This window comes from Dysgonomonas sp. 521, from assembly GCF_010501055.1.
Taxonomy (GTDB): domain Bacteria; phylum Bacteroidota; class Bacteroidia; order Bacteroidales; family Dysgonomonadaceae; genus Dysgonomonas.
This window is the reverse complement of the sequence record NZ_QVMO01000046.1, coordinates 25427-45996: the sequence shown is the minus strand read 5'-3', so window position 1 is coordinate 45996 and position 20570 is coordinate 25427. Positions and strand designations below refer to the sequence as shown.

Below are 20570 nucleotides of genomic sequence, written 5' to 3'. Positions count from 1 at the left end.
AATACAAACAAAATATGCCGTACAGACGTTTACCTAACACTGATAATGCTAGGATAAGGGCTTTAAAAACAGCGATAGAAAAAAGCAATAGATTTTTCAGGCAAAATGTAATTTCTCTTGATATACAAAAGCTGGAATATATGCTTCGCAATTTCGAAACAGCCCAGATTCGTTATAAAGACAGTTTGGAGGCTCAGGCTTCGGCCAATCGTAAATTTCAACGACTGGTAAAGAATGCGAGGCTTTATATATCACATTTTATACAAGTCTTCAATTTCAGCGTTATCCGAAATGAAATAAAGAAAGATCATAAACAGTTATATGGTATCGACCCTGATAATTTTACGGTTCCCGACCTTACCAGTAACGACTCTCTTCTTTTTTGGGGCGAGAATATTATAAGAGGAGAGCAAAACCGTACGGCACAGGGTGGTATACCTATTTATAACCCAACAATTGCGCGTGTGAATGTCGCGTTTTCACAATTTAAAGATGCGTATTTTGCACAGAAAACATATCAGAATACGACATCCCGTCAATTGGATAATTTGAGCCAGCAGCGTGAAGATATTGATGCTACATTAATATTGTTATGGAATCAGATTGAAGCTGCTTTTTCGAATCTGCAACCAACGGAACGCCTGGAAAAGTGTAAAGAGTATGGTGTTGTATATTATTTGAGAAAAGAAGAAAGAGAAAAAGAGAAGAAGCAGTTGAATAGCAATGAAAATTATTGATACACATTCACATATTTATTCTGAAGAATTTGATAATGATATAGATGAGGTAATTGACCGTGCTAAGAAAGTTGGCGTGGGAAACATATTAATGCCCAATATAGATGTGTCTTCTATAGCCCGTTTACATCATATTTCGGATAAGTATAGTGGTTATTGTGCTCCTATGATGGGTCTGCATCCTACCAGTGTGAATGAAAACTGGCGGTCGGAACTGGATACTATTAAGCAGGAGCTAACGAAGCGGAAATATATTGCGATTGGAGAGATAGGCTTGGATCTTTATTGGGACAGAACCTATGAGGAGGAGCAGAAAGAAGTTTTCGAAGAGCAACTGCGTTGGAGTATCGACTATGATCTGCCTGTAGCTATACATTCGCGTGATGCCATATCTCAATGTATCTCCTGCATCAGAAATGTGGGAGCTGAAAAGTTGAGAGGTGTATTTCATAGCTTTGGAGGCACAGAAGAGGAACTGGACGGGATACTCTCGTTAGGGGGCTTTATGCTGGGTATCAACGGAGTAGTTACATTCAAGAATTCGACCTTGTCAACCGTATTGAGAAATACGGACTTATCCCATATCATTGTTGAAACAGACGCTCCTTATCTGGCACCGGTTCCATACAGAGGCAAAAGGAACGAACCGTCATATACATTGAATGTCGTTGAGAAATTGGCCGAAATATATGGTTTAACAATTGAGGAAATCGGCGAAATAACCTCACAAAACGCTGAAGAACTATTCTTCTGAAAAATAAAAGATTGCGCTAAGGCCTTGGTGATAACAAAAGGAAAAGATATCGGAAATGATATTTGATCCTGCCTTCTTTAAAGATTAATTTGTCAGAATAAAAATATCCCTTATCTTTGCATGCACAATAGTTTTGGAGAGGTGCTCGAGTGGTTGAAGAGGCATGCCTGGAAAGCATGTATACGGGTAACTGTATCGAGAGTTCGAATCTCTTCCTCTCCGCAATACTAAGATATAATAAGGATTAAAACAGGCAAAGTCCTCTTTTAGTCCTTTTTTTATTGATCCTGTGAATGAAGAAGATACTTTTTATATTACTGCTCTTAGTCTCATGCAATCCTCCTGCTCGGGATAGCGAAGATATTATTACCGGGAAGGTAGTGAGCGTGGCCGATGGCGATACTGTGACTATACTGACTGATGCGGATGAGCAAATCCGTATCCGTTTTTATGGAATAGACGCACCGGAGAAAGGACAGGATTATGGAAATAAAGCACGCCTGTACCTCAATGACCTTTGCTATGGGAAAAGGGTAAAAGTAGAGAAAAAGGGAGTTGACCAGTATGGACGTGTGCTTGGTGTAGTTTATGTCAAAGAACTCAATTTGAATCAGGAAATGGTTCGGAACGGGCTTGCATGGTATTACGACTACTATGTAGAAGACCCGTATATGGAAGAACTGGAAAAAGAAGCCCGAAAGCAAAAACTGAATATCTGGAGTATGAAGAACCCTGTTTCTCCTCACGAATTCAGAAAGGCCAAACGGGAAAAAGAAAGGTAATACTGAACTAAAGATTCTATTTCTTCTTCCGTACCGACCAGCCGAAACCGCCGATCCTCTCTCCCAGATTGTAATATTGCCCGTGGGAGTATGCTATGGGATTCGCTTCTTCCAGACTGAATTTGCCTGTTTCCTTATCTATGTATTTCTCGTCAGCCTTGACGTTCACCACATCCGCTATAAACATGTCATGAGAGCCCAGACCGATTATTTCCTTTACCCTGCATTCTATATTTAATGGCGATTCGGCAATGATGGGAGCACGTACGACTGACGCTTTGCCAGCGGTTAGCTTCATCTCTTCAAACTTGTTTGTATCCTTTCCCGATTTCACCCCGCACCAGTCTGTCGCATAGGCCAAGTCCTCTGTAGTAATGTTTATTACGAATTCCATATTCCTCTTTATAATCTCGTATGAATGCCGTTCGGGGCGTACCGATATGTAGCACATGGGAGGATTGGTGCAAATCGTTCCCAGCCAGCTAAGGGTGATAATGTTGTATTCAGCAGGCGTGCTTCCGCAACTTATCATTGCCGCCGGCAACGGATATATAAGGGTTCCGGGTTTCCAGTCTTGTTTCATTTCAGTATTATCTCGTCTTTCTTTATCTTCAGGTTACAATAGTGGCAGCGTAGCTCTGTATTGTTGCAATCTATAACTTCGAAACGGGTCGTCATCGGCTCATTATTTGTGATGCACTTCGGGTTATTGCATTTTACAATCCCTTTGATCGTTTTGGGCAGTTCTACCCTTTTCTTTTCCACCACCTCGTAATCCCTGATTATATTGAGTATGACGTTAGGGGCTATCAGCGCGATTTTATTGATAACGTCTTCTTCAAAGTACTTCTCTGATATTTTTATAATGCCCTTCGATTGCATTTTCTTGCTTTCCAGGTTGTTGCCTATGGTTATGGGGTTTTCCAGTTTTTCCAGTTCCAATAACGATACTACCTTGAAAACGACATTGGAAGGTATATGATCTATCGCAGTTCCATTACATAATGCAGCTACCTGTAATTCTTTTCTACGTTCTTTCATAACTAAATTTCAAGATTTATAACTCATAACTCTTTTTGCTGTTTTGTCTGCTCCTCCCTTTTGGGGAGGTTGGGAGGGGTGTTAATCCACATTTATTCCTAACGCGTCACAAATAACAGCTTCGCGTGTGAATACCCCATTCTTAGCCTGTTCAAAGTAGTAAGCCTTAGGGCTGTCGTCCACATCCTGCTGTATCTCATTCACACGGGGTAGGGGATGCAGTATTTTCAGGTTATCCTTAGTCCCTTCCAGCATGTCTTTTCTCAGTATGTAGATATTCTTTACCTTCTCGTATTCCATCAGGTCGGTAAATCGTTCACGCTGTACACGCGTCATGTACAGTATATCGGCTTTTTCGATGACCTCTGGCGAAAAATCGGTGTGCTCCTCATACCTGATGCCACGTTCGTCGCAAAAGGTCTTATATGTGTCCGGAAGGCTTAATTCTTCGGGGGCGACAAACAGGAAAGTCGGATTAAAGTGAGACATTCCGATGATAAGCGAATGTACAGTCCTGCCATATTTGAGGTCTCCTACGATTGTGATTGTAAGGTCGTCAAGCTTTTCCTGCGTTTTGAATATGGAATACATGTCGAGCATCGTCTGTGTAGGATGCTGGTTTGCTCCGTCTCCCGCGTTGATAATAGGTATCGAGGATATTTCGGAAGCATAGCGTGCGGCTCCTTCCAGATGGTGGCGCATGACTATTATGTCAGCGTAGTTGTTTACCATCAGTATGGTGTCCTTCAGCGTTTCGCCCTTGGCGGAACTGGTCGTAGCTGCATCGGTAAAACCTATGATGCGTCCTCCAAGCCGGTTTACGGCAGTTTCGAAACTAAGGCGTGTCCGCGTTGACGGTTCGAAGAAGAGGGTTGCGCAAACCTTGCCTTTCAATAGCCTCCTGTTTGGTTGTTCATCAAATTTCTTTGTCAGATTGAGTATTCTCAGGATGTCGTCCTTCGAATAATCTGTAATCGATACCAGACTTTTATTACACATACCGTTTATATTTTTGAAGAATTATAGTTTGAATATTTCATTTTCTTTAAAAGTTACAAGTTGCCGATTGTTCCAAGCTATTGGCCAAAAACTTTTTGTTAAAAAGTAACATTTGTAACACTCTTTCGCTATTTCTATCTGTCACTTTCCTCTTGCATGCCTCCATGAAAATATTCATAGGCATATGTTTCAATATATCCACCCGAAAGATCATTCCCTTTTTCATCGATTATTGTATAAGTTTGTTGACAATCGCCAATAGTTGCCTCTCCATCAAGCCCTAACAGGATAGTATAGAATGTATCTGTTAGTAATGCTGATACAAAATCTTCAAAAACAGGATATTGTTCTTCTGTCAGATTCAGGTCGGCAACAAGTTTTGTTACCAAACCATTATGACCATTTTTACCTTCGATATACACTTTGAAACAATCATTATAGAGAGATTGCTTTTCCTTGTAGAATTGTTTTACAAATTCTTTAATTATTTGTTCTTTTCCCATCACTAATAGATAATATTATTTCAAAAAAAATCCCCGAAAAAGAGGACTTCTTCGAGGATAAATATCTAGATCAATAAATTAATATCACTTGTAATACAGGAACCACTGTCATGAAAATAATACTGCTGTATAAAGGACATTCTTTTCATCATCATTCATTCTCTATATTATTGGTTACAAAGGTAATTACTTTTTTTGAGATATATGATTTCTAACTCTCAATTTTATTTTTTTAGTACGTCAGTTGTTAGATCGTAACTATTGCCGGAGCAGATGCCCGAATAAAATAAGGGTGCCCATATTAGAGCACCCTTACCTATCTATATCCGTCAATATCAATCTATTTCTACAATGCAGAAGCGCCGCCGATAATATCAAGCAATTCGTTTGTAACAGCCTGCTGACGCGACTTGTTGTACTGTATCGTCAGGTCTTGCACCAGTTCTTCGGCATTGTCGGAAGCTATTTGCATAGCCATTGTACGTGCAGCATGTTCCGAAGCATTAGCATCGAGCAACGCCGCATACAAGCGCGAATAGAGCACTGTAGGAATCAGTGAATCGAGTATCTCCTCTTTCGAAGGCTCCAGAATATAGTCGGCAGAAAAACTTTCAGCCTGTTCTTCATTTCCTTTGCCATGTTTCAGGTCGAAAGGAAGGAACTGTGTTACTCTTAATTTCTGAGACCCTGTAGAAACAAAGTGATGATATATCAGTATTACTTCGTCAAGTTCCTTATCAATATATTTTTTTATCAATTCTTTTGCCAGATCCTGTACTGCCTGGAAAGTAGGTTTATCAGCCATTTCCCTAAAATCCCCTTCAAGTTTTATTCCTTGTTTTTTAGCTGTGTCTGCCAGTTTCTTACCTACAGGATATACCAGTACATTTTCCTTTCCTACCTCTTCCTTTTTCTTATTGAAGGCCGTATTGAACTCTTTTATCACATTCGAGTTATACGCCCCGCAAAGCGAAGAATTGGAAGCAAAGGCAACTATAGCAACTCTCTTCGTTTCTCTTTTTTGAATAAAAGGAGATTCGTAACTCGTATCAGAAGCGAGAAGATTGGTCAGTATAGTATCTAACTTCTGCTGATAAGGCAGGAAATTATTTATCGCATTCTGAGCCTTATGCAGCTTGGATGAGGCAATCATCTTCATTGCAGAGGTAATCTTCTTTGTACTCTTTACTGAGCCAATTCTATTTTTTATTTCCTTAAGAGATGCCATAATTCATTATTTTTTATACTGGGAAGCAATGTCCTTCGCTACCTTCTTGATAATGTTTTCTATATCTTCGTTGATAACGCCTTTTTTCAGCAGGTCGAATACTTCAGCCTGATATTGCATTTCCAATGTCCGGAGGAACTCGGTTTCGAATTCGTGTACTTTTTCGGCAGGAACCTGGCGCAATAGGCCGTTAGTCCCGCAATATAATACGGCGATCTGCTTTTCTACAGGCATCGGTGCGTATTGTGGCTGAACAAGCAACACTGTATTCTTCTTACCCTTGTCTATGGTCATTGCAGTAACAGGGTCCATATCTCCACCAAACTGTGTAAACGCTTCCAGTTCACGATACTGAGCCTGGTCTATTTTCAGCGTTCCGGCAACTTTCTTCATCGCCTTCACCTGAGCCGAACCTCCCACACGCGATACGGAGATACCCACATCGATAGCGGGACGCATACCGGAGTTGAATAAGTCAACATCGAGGAATATCTGTCCGTCGGTAATGGAGATTACGTTTGTCGGGATATAAGCCGATACGTCACCTGCCTGAGTTTCAATAATCGGCAATGCAGTAAGCGAACCGCCTGCTTTTACCTTCCCTATCAGGCTGGGTGGCAGGTCATTCATTTGTTCAGCTACTTCTTGCTGGTTGATTATCTTGGCTGCACGTTCCAAAAGGCGGGAATGCAGGTAGAATATATCGCCCGGATAAGCTTCACGGCCCGGAGGGCGGCGAAGGATCAACGATACTTCGCGGTATGCTACAGCTTGTTTCGACAGGTCATCATATACCACAAGCGCATGGCGGCCTGTGTCGCGGAAGTACTCGCCGATAGCAGCGCCAGCAAATGCGGCAAAGTACTGAACGGCGGCAGGCTCGGCAGCTGTAGCCGATACTATTACTGTATAGTCAAGAGCGCCTTTTTCTTTTAATGTTTCTACTATATTAGCCACAGTAGACGCTTTCTGGCCTATAGCCACATAGATACAATATACCGGATCTCCGGCGTCATAATTGCTTTTTTGATTTATGATAGTATCTATGGCAATAGCTGTTTTTCCTGTTTGGCGGTCACCGATAATAAGCTCACGCTGACCTCTACCGATAGGAATCATGGCATCTACAGCCTTCAGCCCCGTTTGAAGCGGCTGAGTAACGGGCTGACGGTAGATTACCCCCGGAGCTTTGCGCTCTAGTGGCATTTCGAGCAGTTCGCCGCTAATAGGGCCTTTTCCATCCAAAGGCTCTCCCAGAGGATTGATTACACGGCCAAGCATACCTTCGCCTACATTGATAGAGGCGATACGGTTTGTACGCTTAACGGTAAATCCTTCCTTAATCTGGTCTGACGGACCTAGTAGCACGGCTCCGACGTTGTCTTCTTCAAGATTCATCACAACGGCCATGATGCCGTTGTCAAACTCAAGAAGTTCGTTTGCTTCCGCGTTTTTCAGCCCGTATATGCGAACAACTCCATCTCCTACATAAAGAACAGTACCTACCTCGTCGAATTGTACGCGGCTACTAATGTTCTCAAGCTGCATTTTCAGCACATCGGAGACTTCGCTTGCTTTTATATTTTCAGACATATAATTTAATTTGAAAATTAGATATAAGATACAAGGTACGAGATACAAGGCATTTAACTTGCCTACTCATGTCTGATCTTTTTTAATCGTTTAAAAATTAGATACAAGATGTCAGATACAAGGCGTTCAACTGGTTAACTCGTATCTTGTCAGCTTGTTAACTCATGTACTATCCAATCTTACTGTTTTCGGCGATAAACTGTTGTTTAATCCGTTTCAGCTGGTTCTTAACGCTTGCATCGAGCCTGTATGTATCGATGTAGAGGATAAATCCTCCTTCGATATCGGGGTCTACTTTTGTTTCAAAATCAAGCGTTCCGGGCTTAATGGTTTGGAGCAGGCCTTTCATCTTTTCGATAACCGCGTCATCTACCGGAGTAGCCGTTACCAGTTTACCTGTGTTGATGCGTTTTGCTTCGCAGTACAGGTCAATGTAACTCAACGCGATATTCTGAAAAAATGCTTCCCGCCTGTTTTTTACTACCAGTTCGGCAAACCGTGAGAACTCTGTATTCGGTTTTCCGCCCACGGCAGCTTTTATAAGCGTCAGTTTATCATCAGCGTTCAACGTAGGATTATCCATTGCCATACGCAACTGAGGCACATCGTTAAATGCAGATGTTATTTTTTTCATTTCAATAAACATTGCATCTTCCGCTTTCTGCTCTATCGCATATAGCAATAGGGCTTTGGCATATCGCTTCGAAATCATCCCTTCATTCATAACAGTTAAGATTTAGATACCATAGCTTCGTCCACCAGACGGTCAATCATTGACATTTGATCTTTAGAAGTTTTCAAAGAGTCGCGGAGAACTTTTTCGGCAACGTCTACAGACAGCTCGGCTACCTGACGGCGGATGTCGCGTATAGCCTGATCTTTTTCAGCCTGAATCTGTTTCCTTATTTCCTCCATTTCTTTTGCCCCTGCTATCTTGGCTTGCTCTTTCGCTTCGTTGACGATGCGGTCGCGCGTGTCGGCAGCCTCTTTCAATATTTTAACCTGTTCTGCTTTGGCCGATGAAAGTATTTCATCGCTCTTTTGCCTGATGGTAGCGAGCTGCTCATTCGCTTTTTGTGCAGCGTCCAGCGAGTCTTGTATGTAGTTTTTCCGGTCGCTAACCATTTTAGTGATAACCGGAAAACCGAACTTTGCCAGCAGGATGAATACGATGCCGAAGCATATAACCATCCATACAACAAGACCAAATTCAGGTTTTAAAAGCATATTTTTCTATTTTTATTATTATAAAACGAGTATAAGCAAACAAACTACTACCGCGAACAGAGCTACCCCTTCAATCAAGGCCGCAGCGATAATCATAGACATACGGATGTCTCCGCTTGCTTCAGGCTGACGGGCGATACCTTCCATTGCCGAACCACCGATTTTTCCGATACCGATACCTGCGCCAATAGCTGCTAAACCTGCACCCAGTGCAGCACCTAATTGAGCCAGACCTGATCCGGCTACTGCTTGCAATAAAACTGCTAAAGTTGATAATAACATAATCTTTTCTTTTTTTAAGTTATTTAATTTAAATATTTAGTTACATGTTAATTAGCAAATTGGTGAATTTCATTTTCACTTTTTCGAATTTGTCAATGTTTTTCGGCGTGGTGTGGTTCAACCTGAGCCAAACCAATGAATACTGCCGATAGCATAGTAAATACGTATGCCTGAATGTATGCTACAAGTATTTCTACTACATCCATAAAGATTGTCATCACAACCGATACGAAAGTCATAGAAGTGAATAATACTGTACCTAGGGTTGCTGTTACAAATATCAAACTCATCAATCCAAGTACAATGGAGTGTCCGGCCAGGATGTTGGCAAAAAGACGGATCATTAATGCGAATGGTTTGGTTAGCATACCTACGATCTCTATAACAGGCATGATAGGCACCGGAACTTTGAGCCACGTTGGTACTTCGGGCCAGAATATTTCTTTCCAGTATTCTTTTGTACCAAACAGGTTGACGGCAAAGAATGTAAATATGGCCAATACTAGTGTTATGGCAATATTACCTGTTACATTAGCCCCTCCGGGGAAGATCGGTATCAGTCCCATCAGGTTGTTGATGAATATAAAGAAGAAGGCTGTGAGCAGGTATGGTGTAAATTTCCTGTAATTCTTCCCGATGCATGGTTTTATTACATCGTCTACAATACTCATGATAAACATTTCCATAAATCCTACGAATCCTTTCGGAGCTTTGTATTTACCTTCACTATTGTTCTTCTTGTACCAACGCGCTACGCAAAGTATGATCGAAACCAATATGATACAGCTAAGGATAAGGGATAATGTATTTTTAGTAATGGAAAGATCCCAGGGGCGAATTTCTTCTCCTGCTGCGTTCTTTTCTACTATTTTTCCTTTATAATCGCCATCGGGCGCAATATAGAAGCCATTATGGGCTTCGTGTCCATGATGGAATCTGGAGGACATAAATACATTTAATCCACTAGTCTCGCTAAATACGATAATGGGTAATGGTACAGAAATATGGGTTTCTCCGGCAGTTGCAATATGCCACTCGTATGAATCCATCAAGTGATCCATAATCATTCCGGCGATATCCAGTTTTTCTTCTGTTCCATGTTCTGTGTCTGCCGCACTTAGAGGAAATGAAAACCCAATAAGCAACAAACACAATAATGCAATATGTTTTATCCTATTACTCATTATGATTATTTATTTTAATATGTTTTTCTATTTTCGTAAACAAAAATGTTTCCGCTATCAAAAACAATAAGTAAAATACTATGTATATAATGATGAACATTTTTATATTATACGATCTCTCTATAATGTAATAGATAAGCACGAAGACTAGAGACAAAACTATTTTTATAACCTTTGTCAGCGTGTATATATTTACCAGTCGTTTTTTGTCTTTACTATAGCTGTTTTTTTCTACCAGATTCAGTATAAAGATTTCTACAATCATGAAAAATATGAAGATACCTAAATACCAGTTCCAGCTAAAGCCGGGAAAAAAGGAGTGCAGTATAATTGCTATAATAGCTCCAACTAGTAGGCCATAGCCAATCAACCCGGAAAACAACCTCGCTTTGAATGAGTTCATAAATTCAGACGACACAAATAGTTACTACATTCTGTATCACTTCTGCAATACCTCCTTTTACTTCTACCGATTGTTCTGTTCCACTTGCGCTGTAGGTTATCGCCCCTTCTTGCAGGGACGATATTAAGGGCGCGTGGTCGGGATATACTCCGAATCGGCCTTTAACACCGGGAATTACAACCGATGATACCATTCCGGAAAACAGTTTCTTTTCGGGTGATATAATATTTAATTGAAGTTCTGAATTTTTCATAATTTCTAATTTGCTAGTTGCCATTCCCTCCAACCTTCCACGAATAGGAAAGGCCTTCTCCCTCCCTGTAGGGGAGGGCTGGGAAGGGATGTTTTATTCTGCTGCCTGGGCAAGTATTTTTTCGCCCTTAGCTATGGCGTCTTCTATTGTTCCTACGTTGAGGAATGCCTGTTCAGGTAAATGGTCAACTTCACCATCGAGAATACGCTGGAATCCTTTTATCGTATCCTGTATATCCACTATCACTCCGGGAACTCCTGTAAACTGCTCGGCCACATTGAACGGCTGGGACAGGAAGCGCTGTACACGCCTAGCCCTGTTTACGGTCAGCTTATCGTCATCGGAAAGTTCATCCATCCCTAAGATTGCAATAATATCCTGAAGCTCTTTATTTCGTTGAAGTATCTGTTTCACTCGTTGAGCCGTATCATAGTGTTCTTGTCCTACCACTATAGGGTCGAGGCTTCGCGATGTAGATCCAAGAGGGTCTACGGCAGGGTAAATACCCAACTCGGTAATCTTACGATCCAATACGGTAGTTGCATCCAGATGGGTAAAGGTTGTGGCCGGCGCAGGGTCGGTCAAGTCATCGGCGGGTACATATACTGCTTGTATAGATGTGATTGAACCACTTTTTGTAGAGGTAATACGTTCTTGCATCGCACCCATTTCGGTAGCTAGTGTAGGTTGATAACCAACTGCCGACGGCATACGCCCAAGTAGGGCTGATACTTCGGAGCCCGCTTGTGTGAAACGGAATATATTATCAATAAAGAACAAAATGTCTTTTGTCCCGCTATCTTTTGCATCACGGAAAGATTCTGCTATCGTAAGGCCCGACAGAGCTACGGATGCGCGCGCGCCGGGAGGTTCGTTCATCTGTCCGAACACTAACGATAATTGGGATTTTTCTAATTCTTTAGGGTCAACTTTAGACAAGTCCCAGTTGCCTTCTTCCATGCTCTTTTCAAACTCTTCTCCGTAACGGATAACTTTGGCTTCTATCATTTCGCGAAGTAAATCATTTCCTTCACGGGTGCGTTCTCCTACACCTGCAAATACCGAATATCCGTCATGGGCCTTCGCCATATTATTGATTAGCTCAAGAATCAATACGGTTTTGCCTACTCCGGCTCCACCAAAAAGGCCTACCTTACCACCTTTAGCGTAAGGTGCCAGCAGATCAATTACTTTAATCCCGGTGAAAAGGACTTCACGCGCGGTTTGTAATTCTTCAAATTTCGGGGCTTCGCGGTGTATAGGTGCTCCGTCTACTTTGTCGAGGAGCGCCATGCCGTCGATCGTATCGCCTACTACGTTCATCAGTCGTCCTTTTACCTGATTGCCTATGGGCATTCTGATGGGCGACCCTAATGGCATCGCTTCCAGTCCACGGCTAATCCCGTCTGTACTATCCATAGCAACGGCACGCACGGTGTCTTCGCCTATGTGCTGTTTTACCTCGAGTATCAAAGAACGGCCATCCGGCCTTTTAACTTCAAGAGCATCATTGATTTTCGGTAGGTTCTGAACCGGATTGGGCGTATCAAAGAATATATCCACTACTGGCCCGATAACCTGTGAAATGTGCCCGACTAATTGTGACATAAGCTTTTGTGTTTATATATTTGTTTTTAATTTATTTCCTTTTTTCTGTTTGCAAAACTGTATTGAAAAAGCCGTAAAGAATTATACTTGAATTCTTTACAAAATTTCAAAAATCTACTGAATAATAGAGCTTCTTAGCAAATCAATAAAAGCTGAGGTATCTTATGTGTATAATATGGTACCAGACTCCTCTATTAAATTATCGAAGACAAATATAAACAATAATAGTTTCGATTACTCTCTTTGTAAAGAAAAAATATAAGTAAACTTACTATTTTTAAATATTAATTAACAATGTGCGTGTGTGCGCACACACTAAAGGTGTAAAAAATGAAAAAGATTGTGGCTTTTTTTAGATTTTAGTCTTAGTATATACGATTTGTCGATAATTTGATTATATGTGAAGTGATTAGGAAACATAGGCACTAAGAAAGCTTATAATAACAGTGCAGAGGTGAGTAATAGAATAAGTAACTGTTTAAATTTTCTTCGTTCATTTTTAGTCTGTCTTGATTTAATCCCCCTTTATGCAGCTCAAATAGTCCGCTATTATCAACTTCGCAAAAGGAAGAGGTGTTTCTTTAATAACTCAGAAATTGGAACGAGATATTTCCTAACAGTTACAAAGCAATCTAATTTTTAATATTATTTTTGCAATAATAAAAATAGGGGTCTTATAGACCTTTTAAATTTTAGCAAACTTTTTAATACTTTTTCTATCATTTTGGACGGGGCGGAACGACATAAGCCGATTGTGAATTGACAGAGCGAAGCAGAGCCAAAATAGCTTGAAGTATGAGATATGTCTTATTGTTAGTCTAACAATAAGATGTAAGGATAGAAAGTCTTGTTGGTCGTATAAATACACTTTTTTTTAACGGGTACTAGAATAGCTGAAGTTTATTTAAACTTATATAGATGATATCTACTTTAATATCTTGGGTCATTATATTTTACATTTCATTCTCACTGGGAGATTTATTCCTTTTTTTGTATAATCGGATTTGTAAAAGTGAAGAATATTATAATTTTCTTGATACTTTTATAATAGGAATATGTTTTATTACAGTTCTGCTTTCCATTTCGTCTCTTTGGTTTCCTTCCAATCAATATGTGTTGTTGACTTATTTAATAATTACTGTTGCTTACTGGATATTGAGGAAAGAAAGGTTGAAAACCTATATTAAGGATGTATCAGAGCATGTGAACTCAATGACGAAATTTCAGATCTCAACTATTTTCTTCAGTTCTTTTATTATTTTGTTTCTAATGGCTTTCTGTTCCGATTTTTATGATGCAAATGTGTATCATCATCAACAAATAAGGTGGAATGAAGAATTTGGTGTTGTCCCCGGCTTGGCAAATATTGAAGATCGATTCGGTTTCAATTCCAATTATTTATTGATATCTGCAGTTTTTTCTTTCCGGTTTCTGTTTGGAGAGGCTCTTAATACAATTCAGTCTTTATTGTTTGTAGCCATAACATTTTGGATTTTGATTCAAATATTTAAAACAAATTATGGTATAGCACATATTATAGCTTTGTTCTTTATGTTATTGATTTTATTTACAAATAGTACATTGCTGAATGATTCCAGTACCGATATAATCCCTCTTCTTTGTATTTTCTACTTCATTATTAAAACAGTATCAGCTCCGGACTGGCTGGTTAAACAACCCTTTTTAGCCTCTTTGCTACCAGTAATAATGGTTACTTATAAGCTGTCAACATCTGTTTTCTGTCTCATAAGTCTGGGCATTCTTATTTATTTATTCAGACAGGGTAAATTAAGGAATATATTTTTTATTTTAATAATTTCAATTTTGTGCGTTTTGGTATGGTGTATCCGTAATGTGGTCATTACCGGGTATTTAGTGTACCCGTTCGAAAGCATCGATTTATTTTCTTTTGACTGGAAAATGCCAAAAGCCAGCGTTCAGCTTGAGCGGCTGCATGTGCAGGAATGGGCTAATTGGGTTTTCAGCTATTTATTTGAGATTAAAAGAAATAGATTGATTATAAATGTGACAAATTATTCCATGTTTATTCTGGCTGTTTTGTCACCCATTGTTGTAATATATAGTTGGATAAAAAAAGTAAAGATAAGCAATTCAGTATATTATATATATGCTGTGTCGATGCTATGTTTGTTTTTGGGAATGATGACTGCTCCTGATTTTCGTTTTGTCGGCGGATATTTGTTTGGTTGTGGATTTATTCTCGTATATTCAATTTTGAAATATTTCAAAGTAGATGAAACCACTTTTCCTGTTTTAGGCAAAATAGCAATATCCTTTATTATTGTTTGTGCTTTATTGTTTGTCACCGATATGAACTATAGAATGATAATAACATCTGACTATACAACGAGAGACCTTTCATATATATGGTGGAAACAAAAAAGATTTGATTATAAAACACAGTATACAGAATACAATATGAATGGGCTTACTATATATTTAATTGATCGGGAAAAAACCTGTACCTTTGATGTTTTACCTTCAACAACATCTTATGAAGGTATTCCTTTTACCCCATTTAAGGGGCTTAAGTTGCAAAGTATTAATACTGTAGAAGCCAGGGGAGATAATCTTCAGGATGGATTCAGAACTAAAAAAGAATATGTAGATATTATTAATGATAATGTGGAGGAATATATAAAAGCATATTTAAAGAGATATGAACAATATAACGAACCGGTATCCCATAAATAAGCTTTTATTTAAGTAACTGTTTAAATTTCCTGACAGTTACTAACATTTAATTTTATTTTTGTATCCTAAAAGAATAATTTTATAAAATATGGGTAAAGTTTTAATTATCGGAGCCGGTGGTGTTGGCACCGTTGTGGCTCACAAGGTTGCGCAGAATATGGATATCTTCACAGAAATTATGCTGGCCAGCCGTACCAAATCGAAGTGTGACGCTATAGCAAAGGCTATAGGGGGGAATAAAATACAAACAGCCAGGGTAGATGCTGATGATGTGGAGGATTTGAAAAAGCTATTCAACTCCTTTAAACCCGAACTGGTTATAAATGTGGCTTTGCCATACCAGGACTTGACTATAATGGATGCCTGTCTGGCATGTGGCGTCAACTATCTGGATACAGCCAACTATGAGCCGAAAGATGAAGCTAAATATGAATACAAGTGGCAATGGGCTTATCAGGATAGATTCAAAGAAGCAGGATTGACAGCCATTTTAGGTTGTGGCTTCGATCCGGGGGTAACGAGCGTGTTTACTGCTTATGCCGCTAAGCATCATTTCGATGAAATGCACTATCTGGATATTGTGGATTGTAATGCCGGAGATCATGGCAAAGCGTTTGCCACAAACTTTAATCCTGAAATCAATATCCGTGAGGTTACCCAGAAAGGTAAATACTGGGAAAACGGAGAGTGGGTGGAAACAGAGCCGCATGCGATACACAAACCGCTGAACTATCCGAATATAGGCGCAAAAGAGTCTTATGTGATTTATCACGAAGAGTTGGAATCGCTTGTGAAGAACTACCCAAGCCTGAAAAGGGCACGTTTCTGGATGACATTCGGACAAGAGTATCTTACACACCTGCGTGTAATACAAAATATAGGTATGGCGCGTATCGACCCTATCATATATAACGGTGTGGAAATAGTGCCTATCCAGTTTCTGAAGGCTGTGCTTCCTGATCCGGGCGAACTGGGAGAAAACTATACAGGGGAAACTTCTATCGGTTGCCGTATCAAAGGCCTCAAGGATGGTAAAGAACGTACATACTATGTGTACAATAACTGTTCGCACGAAGCTGCCTATAAAGAAACCGGAGCACAGGGCGTAAGCTATACTACGGGTGTGCCTGCAACTATCGGCGGCATTATGTTTATGAAAGGCCTGTGGCGTAAACCGGGTGTATATAATGTAGAAGAATTTGATCCGGATCCGTTTATGGATCAATTGAACAAGCAAGGCTTACCTTGGCACGAATTGTTCGATGTGGATTTGGAAATGTAACACCTCCCCAACCCCTCCGAAAGGAGGGGCTTACTTCTGTAACCTACTCCTCCCTTTTGGGGAGGTCGGGTGGGGTATCATTCTTCCGGCAGGCTTTTCCATCGGCGTATAATAGCGGATATCAGCCACATCGCAAGTATAGTAAATACCAGATTTGCCCAAAACATACAGGTGATATCCTTACCCTCTATCTCTATCTCGGCATATTTTACTTTGGTGTATTCGAGATAGCAAGCATAGATTAAAAATAATAATGGTACAATGCAAGGTAACAACCACATAAATATATTGGTGTATACCGGAGATTTTCCTTTATGCTCGTTTCCTTTTACTTTGACAACTATACGCACCCACAGCGCTGCAAACAGCATTACCCAGAACGCGCTCATGAACATTAATACGATTTCTTCGTTACTGTAGCCTATCGATTCCCTGATGCCTACGCCTGTTAGTATAACAATAAATATAAGGATACCCGCCGACACCAGCGCTATGAGCCACGATCTGCCGCCTGTAGCCCTGAATGAGAATATGAAAGCGGATGCCATAAGGGCTACACAGACACAAATTAACGAAAGGGCTTCCATGTCACCATTATCTTCATAGCATTTCAGTATTTGTACATAGCCTGACCTCAGTTCATTGTATGGCAAGCGGGGTGTATAGTCAGTATATCCATAGTCATAATTATAGCTTATATTGATGTTGTACTCATGTTCTACCTTCGGAGCCGTTGACTGTACACTGTTTTCGCTATAGGGCTCATCATCTGTTATCGAAGTTTTATAATCTTCATATTCATTGTTTACATATCTGATAAAATAGTTATCTCCGGTCACAGGATAGAATGGAGGCCTGTATATACGTATAAACCATTTTTCGGGAGTTAAGTCAGAACTTAACTTATGCTTTCTTTTTAATTTCTCAAAGCCTTTAATGATAGAGTATATACTATCACTTCTTTCTTCTTTGAGCCATGTTTTCACCAACTCCTGTTTCTTTATTTTTGCCGCACTTACTGAATCTTGCTTTTCATAACTGTAATAATAATCGTAATATTCATAATCATAAAATAGCAAAGATGGGCCTATATACCCCTTTATTTCTAAACCAGACTTCTGGCTATATTGTGTCTGATACAGGCTCAGATTCAGGCTCTCCGGATCGAGGGCCAGCCCATCCGGCATGGGTATAGGGTTGTTATACTCTGCCTTGTAGTTATAATAACTCTCGTTTTCATCAGGCATCAGCACCTTTGCCATATCTAAAAGGTCGAGAGCACTTTTGACCTCTGCCAGAGAGGCGGTGGACTTCCATTTGGTAAGATATCCCTGTGTAAGTGTAAAAGGCAGGAATGCGATGCCCGAGGTAATCACAAGTATCAGTAGCCATTCCATATATAGCTGGTGTGTCTTACGTGGGTAGAACGTCTTGAATCCGTTGTTCCTGTTATAATATACCAGCCAGCCGATTAATAACAAAATTCCGACCAGTATACACACAAAATATAACAGGCCGAGATCGTTGGCCGGCGAGTAGCCATAATAGTATGATTTCTGAAATTGTGAATTGGTAGAAATATAGCCTATGCCGAAGAATATAAGGTGCATGGCTATCAGTACGAATGCCATAGGCACTATCCTTATGTTCCACAATATGGGCTGGTTTAGCAATAAATATTTTTGTATTTTCTTAATCATCGTGTCTGTATTTTTTTTATGAAAGGAAAAAACGGCGTGTAGAATTAGAGATATTTCTGAAATAAGATAACGGAACCTGCTGTTCGAGTACGACTTTCAGAAAATCGTCCTGCGATATATTATCAGGGAAACTGGCTACATACGTACCTCCGTTTATTTGCAGTTTTTCCAGTTGTAGTTTTTCCAATACGTCATGCAGGCGGTCTTGCTTCCATTCCGATTCGAATTCTATGATTAGTTTTACTACTTCGGTATATGTTACATCCGTATCCTGGCATAAATTACGTGGAAGTCCGTTTTTTAGGAATATGACACTGTCCGATGTCTTTTCCACTTCGTAAAGCTGCTGCGAACTAAGGACTATTCCCAACGGGCGGAATGGCGACCTGGCTATATCCTTGAAATCGTCCAGAACGATTTGCTGGGCTAGTATATCCAGATTTGCGAGAGGTTCGTCTATCAGGAGCAGTTTGGGTTTCCTGAGCAGGGCTCTTGCCAGTTCAAAGCGCATTTTATAACCCGACGACAGGTTCTTCCATCCATAACTCCGGTATTTTCTCAGCCCCATTCTGGCAATGATTAATTCTACAATGAGGATATTCTCATCGCCGGTTATGCCATACGATGCGGCTGTGAACCGCAGGTTCGACAGTAAAGAGCCTTGCCATGACGTTGTGCGTTGAGGGATATATATCAGCTTAGAGCGTAGGTCATAATTGTCTTTATAGGGGAAATAATATTTTATATCCCCGCTTGTTTCCTGTAGTTCCCTGCATAAGGTGCGGAGCAGGGTGGTTTTTCCGTTCCCGTTTTCCCCTACGAGGCCTATTATTTCGCTGTCCTTTATCTCAAAGCTTATAGGGCCGAGGGCAAAAGACGATCGCTTATAAGATTTTATCAGGTTGTAAGTGGATAGTAATAATTTTCTGTCGTCTGAAACAACAGGCTTTTTAATCAACTCCTGGTAGATTATGTCTAGTATATTGCTGTATCGTTCTTTTACTTTCTCCTTTTTCTCATTCGGATTTGATTCCAGTTCGTCAAGAAATTTTACGACCTTTTTATAGATATCTATATTCTCTGTGTCTAAGGTGAAATCAATGATTCGTTTTGTCAACAAGGCAAAGTCTTCGTAGTCTATTCGTTTTTTTACCTCATCGAACTGTTCCTGGAATGATGTCATTACGTTATGTTTTGTATTGTTATGTAACTAGAGGCAAATATATTTATTTTTCCATAAAACAAGAGCCTGTTTAAATTTTATAGCGAATCTTTTTTATAACTATTATATGCCGAATGCTTATGTGCCATAATTTAATCTCAATATTAGTCAGGATTGCTTCGCAGTAAACTCAAAAATCACTATCTTTGTATCCCGTATTTGGATAACAAGTTTTATCCTTTTGTTATTCAATATCTAAGTTCTGATAGTAAAGCGTTATATATCAGATGAAATATACTCATCGGGGCTGACTGGCTTTGACAGCGAGATGAAGTGGTTTGTAAGCATGCAGTGCGTAGTCGGCTGGCACTATAATCTCAGACGTCAAAAATTTAACTGGCAATAACAATTACGCTCTTGCTGCTTAATCGAAGTATAGTAGATTCTAGCTTAATCCCTGCACAGGTGTAGGGACAAGACATTACCCGGAAGCTGTGGCTTCGAAGCGTTCCGATACGGTGGTGCAGATAAATCGGAGATAGGATAGGGGAGGCTTCGGCTCTTATCTGAAACTAAAGAAGCTAAGGTTTGGGTTGGTGGCTTCGGTCTTGCCCATTCACGAAAACCAAAGCGGAGATAAGCATGTAGAAAGCAAATTAGTTCCTTGTTTGGACCGGGGTTCAAGTCCCCGCAGCTCCACAACCCGAAAATGAAAAATGTATCTTACCCCTGTAAATTAGATATTTACAGGGTTTTTTGTTTTTGTATGGTTAGCAAAAAAGCGTTTTCAGGAGCTTTTAACTCAAAAAGGCGCTGATGCTTTTATTTTATAGATCTTGTCAGCACTTTTGCAATAGTCTTATGTGTATTTTATTGAAATTCAATAAATAACGATTCTGTATTTCTCATGTGATTACTTCTTATTCGTACTTTTATTATTAATGCGAATCAGTATTTGCTTTTGTTTAAATTATATGTTCTTTTATTTTTTATTCTGCGCGCAATCACAGATTGCTTGCCTTACTTTTGGCCGAAGCTCCAAAAGTAAGCAAAAAAGCATTGCGCCCCGCTTCGCCGTACGACCCACCATCGGCTTGCCGGCTGAATGAAGTGATGA

General features: G+C 40.0%; 19 protein-coding genes, 1 tRNA gene and 1 other RNA gene. 7 read left to right on the top strand and 14 right to left on the bottom strand.

Annotation, left to right across the window (positions count from 1 at the left end; genetic code table 11):
* Window positions 1–14 precede the first annotated feature (14 nt).
* The 4 genes from D0T84_RS13470 (at window position 15) to D0T84_RS13455 (ending at window position 2273) form a co-directional block, all read left to right on the top strand.
* Entirely contained in the window at window positions 15–737 is a 723-nt protein-coding gene (locus D0T84_RS13470; RefSeq protein WP_163308382.1) for a hypothetical protein, read from the top strand.
* A complete protein-coding gene (locus tag D0T84_RS13465; RefSeq protein ID WP_163308381.1) occupies window positions 724–1491 on the top strand; it encodes a TatD family hydrolase in 768 nt (255 codons plus the stop codon). Before D0T84_RS13470 ends, D0T84_RS13465 begins: the two co-directional genes overlap by 14 nt.
* 135 nt (window positions 1492–1626) lie before the next feature.
* Window positions 1627–1713, top strand: a tRNA-Ser gene (locus D0T84_RS13460).
* Between the two features lie 71 nt (window positions 1714–1784).
* Window positions 1785–2273 carry a thermonuclease family protein gene (locus D0T84_RS13455; protein ID WP_163308380.1) on the top strand — a complete coding sequence of 163 codons (489 nt, stop codon included), beginning with the start codon at window positions 1785–1787 and terminating at the stop codon, window positions 2271–2273.
* Window positions 2274–2289: 16 nt separating this feature from the next.
* Here D0T84_RS13455 and D0T84_RS13450 read toward each other — a convergent pair whose 3' ends face one another.
* The 12 genes from D0T84_RS13450 to atpD all read right to left on the bottom strand — a co-directional run bounded on the left by D0T84_RS13450 (window position 2290) and on the right by atpD (window position 12594).
* A complete protein-coding gene (locus D0T84_RS13450; RefSeq protein WP_163308379.1) occupies window positions 2290–2856 on the bottom strand; it encodes a flavin reductase family protein in 567 nt (188 codons plus the stop codon).
* Window positions 2853–3314, bottom strand: a complete 462-nt coding sequence (gene pyrI, locus D0T84_RS13445; protein ID WP_163308378.1) for an aspartate carbamoyltransferase regulatory subunit — start codon at window positions 3312–3314, stop codon at window positions 2853–2855. Before pyrI ends, D0T84_RS13450 begins: the two co-directional genes overlap by 4 nt.
* 81 nt (window positions 3315–3395) lie before the next feature.
* Entirely contained in the window at window positions 3396–4313 is a 918-nt protein-coding gene (gene pyrB, locus D0T84_RS13440) for an aspartate carbamoyltransferase (RefSeq protein ID WP_163308377.1), read from the bottom strand.
* Between the two features lie 134 nt (window positions 4314–4447).
* The gene (locus D0T84_RS13435; RefSeq protein ID WP_163308376.1) at window positions 4448–4816 is read right to left on the bottom strand and encodes a hypothetical protein; all 369 of its coding nucleotides are present in this window, start codon (window positions 4814–4816) and stop codon (window positions 4448–4450) included.
* A 346-nt stretch (window positions 4817–5162) separates the two neighbouring features.
* Window positions 5163–6044 (bottom strand): F0F1 ATP synthase subunit gamma, encoded by an 882-nt coding sequence (locus D0T84_RS13430; protein ID WP_163308375.1) that lies wholly within the window; start codon window positions 6042–6044, stop codon window positions 5163–5165.
* A gap of 6 nt (window positions 6045–6050) precedes the next feature.
* Window positions 6051–7637 (bottom strand): F0F1 ATP synthase subunit alpha, encoded by a 1587-nt coding sequence (gene atpA / locus D0T84_RS13425; protein WP_163308374.1) that lies wholly within the window; start codon window positions 7635–7637, stop codon window positions 6051–6053.
* A 169-nt stretch (window positions 7638–7806) separates the two neighbouring features.
* Window positions 7807–8361: a F0F1 ATP synthase subunit delta gene (locus tag D0T84_RS13420; RefSeq protein ID WP_163308373.1), complete on the bottom strand. Its 555-nt coding sequence runs from the start codon at window positions 8359–8361 to the stop codon at window positions 7807–7809.
* Window positions 8362–8366: 5 nt separating this feature from the next.
* Complete coding sequence (gene atpF / locus D0T84_RS13415; protein WP_163308372.1) at window positions 8367–8864, bottom strand: F0F1 ATP synthase subunit B; 498 nt, start codon at window positions 8862–8864, stop codon at window positions 8367–8369.
* Window positions 8865–8882: 18 nt separating this feature from the next.
* Window positions 8883–9146, bottom strand: coding sequence for an ATP synthase F0 subunit C (atpE, locus tag D0T84_RS13410; protein WP_163308371.1), 264 nt, complete (start codon window positions 9144–9146; stop codon window positions 8883–8885).
* Between the two features lie 92 nt (window positions 9147–9238).
* Complete coding sequence (gene atpB, locus D0T84_RS13405) at window positions 9239–10330, bottom strand: F0F1 ATP synthase subunit A (protein WP_163308370.1); 1092 nt, start codon at window positions 10328–10330, stop codon at window positions 9239–9241.
* Between the two features lie 407 nt (window positions 10331–10737).
* Entirely contained in the window at window positions 10738–10986 is a 249-nt protein-coding gene (gene atpC / locus D0T84_RS13400) for an ATP synthase F1 subunit epsilon (protein ID WP_163308369.1), read from the bottom strand.
* A 93-nt stretch (window positions 10987–11079) separates the two neighbouring features.
* A complete protein-coding gene (atpD, locus tag D0T84_RS13395) occupies window positions 11080–12594 on the bottom strand; it encodes a F0F1 ATP synthase subunit beta (protein WP_163308368.1) in 1515 nt (504 codons plus the stop codon).
* 1269 nt (window positions 12595–13863) lie between these two features.
* Between atpD and D0T84_RS13390 the strand changes: the two genes are divergently transcribed.
* Both D0T84_RS13390 and D0T84_RS13385 read left to right on the top strand, forming a co-directional pair.
* Window positions 13864–15309, top strand: a complete 1446-nt coding sequence (locus D0T84_RS13390) for a hypothetical protein (protein ID WP_163308367.1) — start codon at window positions 13864–13866, stop codon at window positions 15307–15309.
* 88 nt (window positions 15310–15397) lie between these two features.
* A complete protein-coding gene (locus D0T84_RS13385; RefSeq protein ID WP_163308366.1) occupies window positions 15398–16591 on the top strand; it encodes a saccharopine dehydrogenase family protein in 1194 nt (397 codons plus the stop codon).
* A 77-nt stretch (window positions 16592–16668) separates the two neighbouring features.
* Here the strand turns inward: D0T84_RS13385 and D0T84_RS13380 are convergent, their stop codons facing one another.
* Together D0T84_RS13380 and D0T84_RS13375 are read right to left on the bottom strand one after the other, a co-directional pair.
* Entirely contained in the window at window positions 16669–18291 is a 1623-nt protein-coding gene (locus D0T84_RS13380; protein WP_163308365.1) for a hypothetical protein, read from the bottom strand.
* A 16-nt stretch (window positions 18292–18307) separates the two neighbouring features.
* Window positions 18308–19474 (bottom strand): ATP-binding cassette domain-containing protein, encoded by a 1167-nt coding sequence (locus tag D0T84_RS13375; RefSeq protein ID WP_163308364.1) that lies wholly within the window; start codon window positions 19472–19474, stop codon window positions 18308–18310.
* 282 nt (window positions 19475–19756) lie between these two features.
* Here D0T84_RS13375 and ssrA point away from each other — a divergent pair.
* Window positions 19757–20155, top strand: a transfer-messenger RNA (tmRNA) gene (ssrA, locus tag D0T84_RS13370).
* Window positions 20156–20570: the final 415 nt, after the last annotated feature.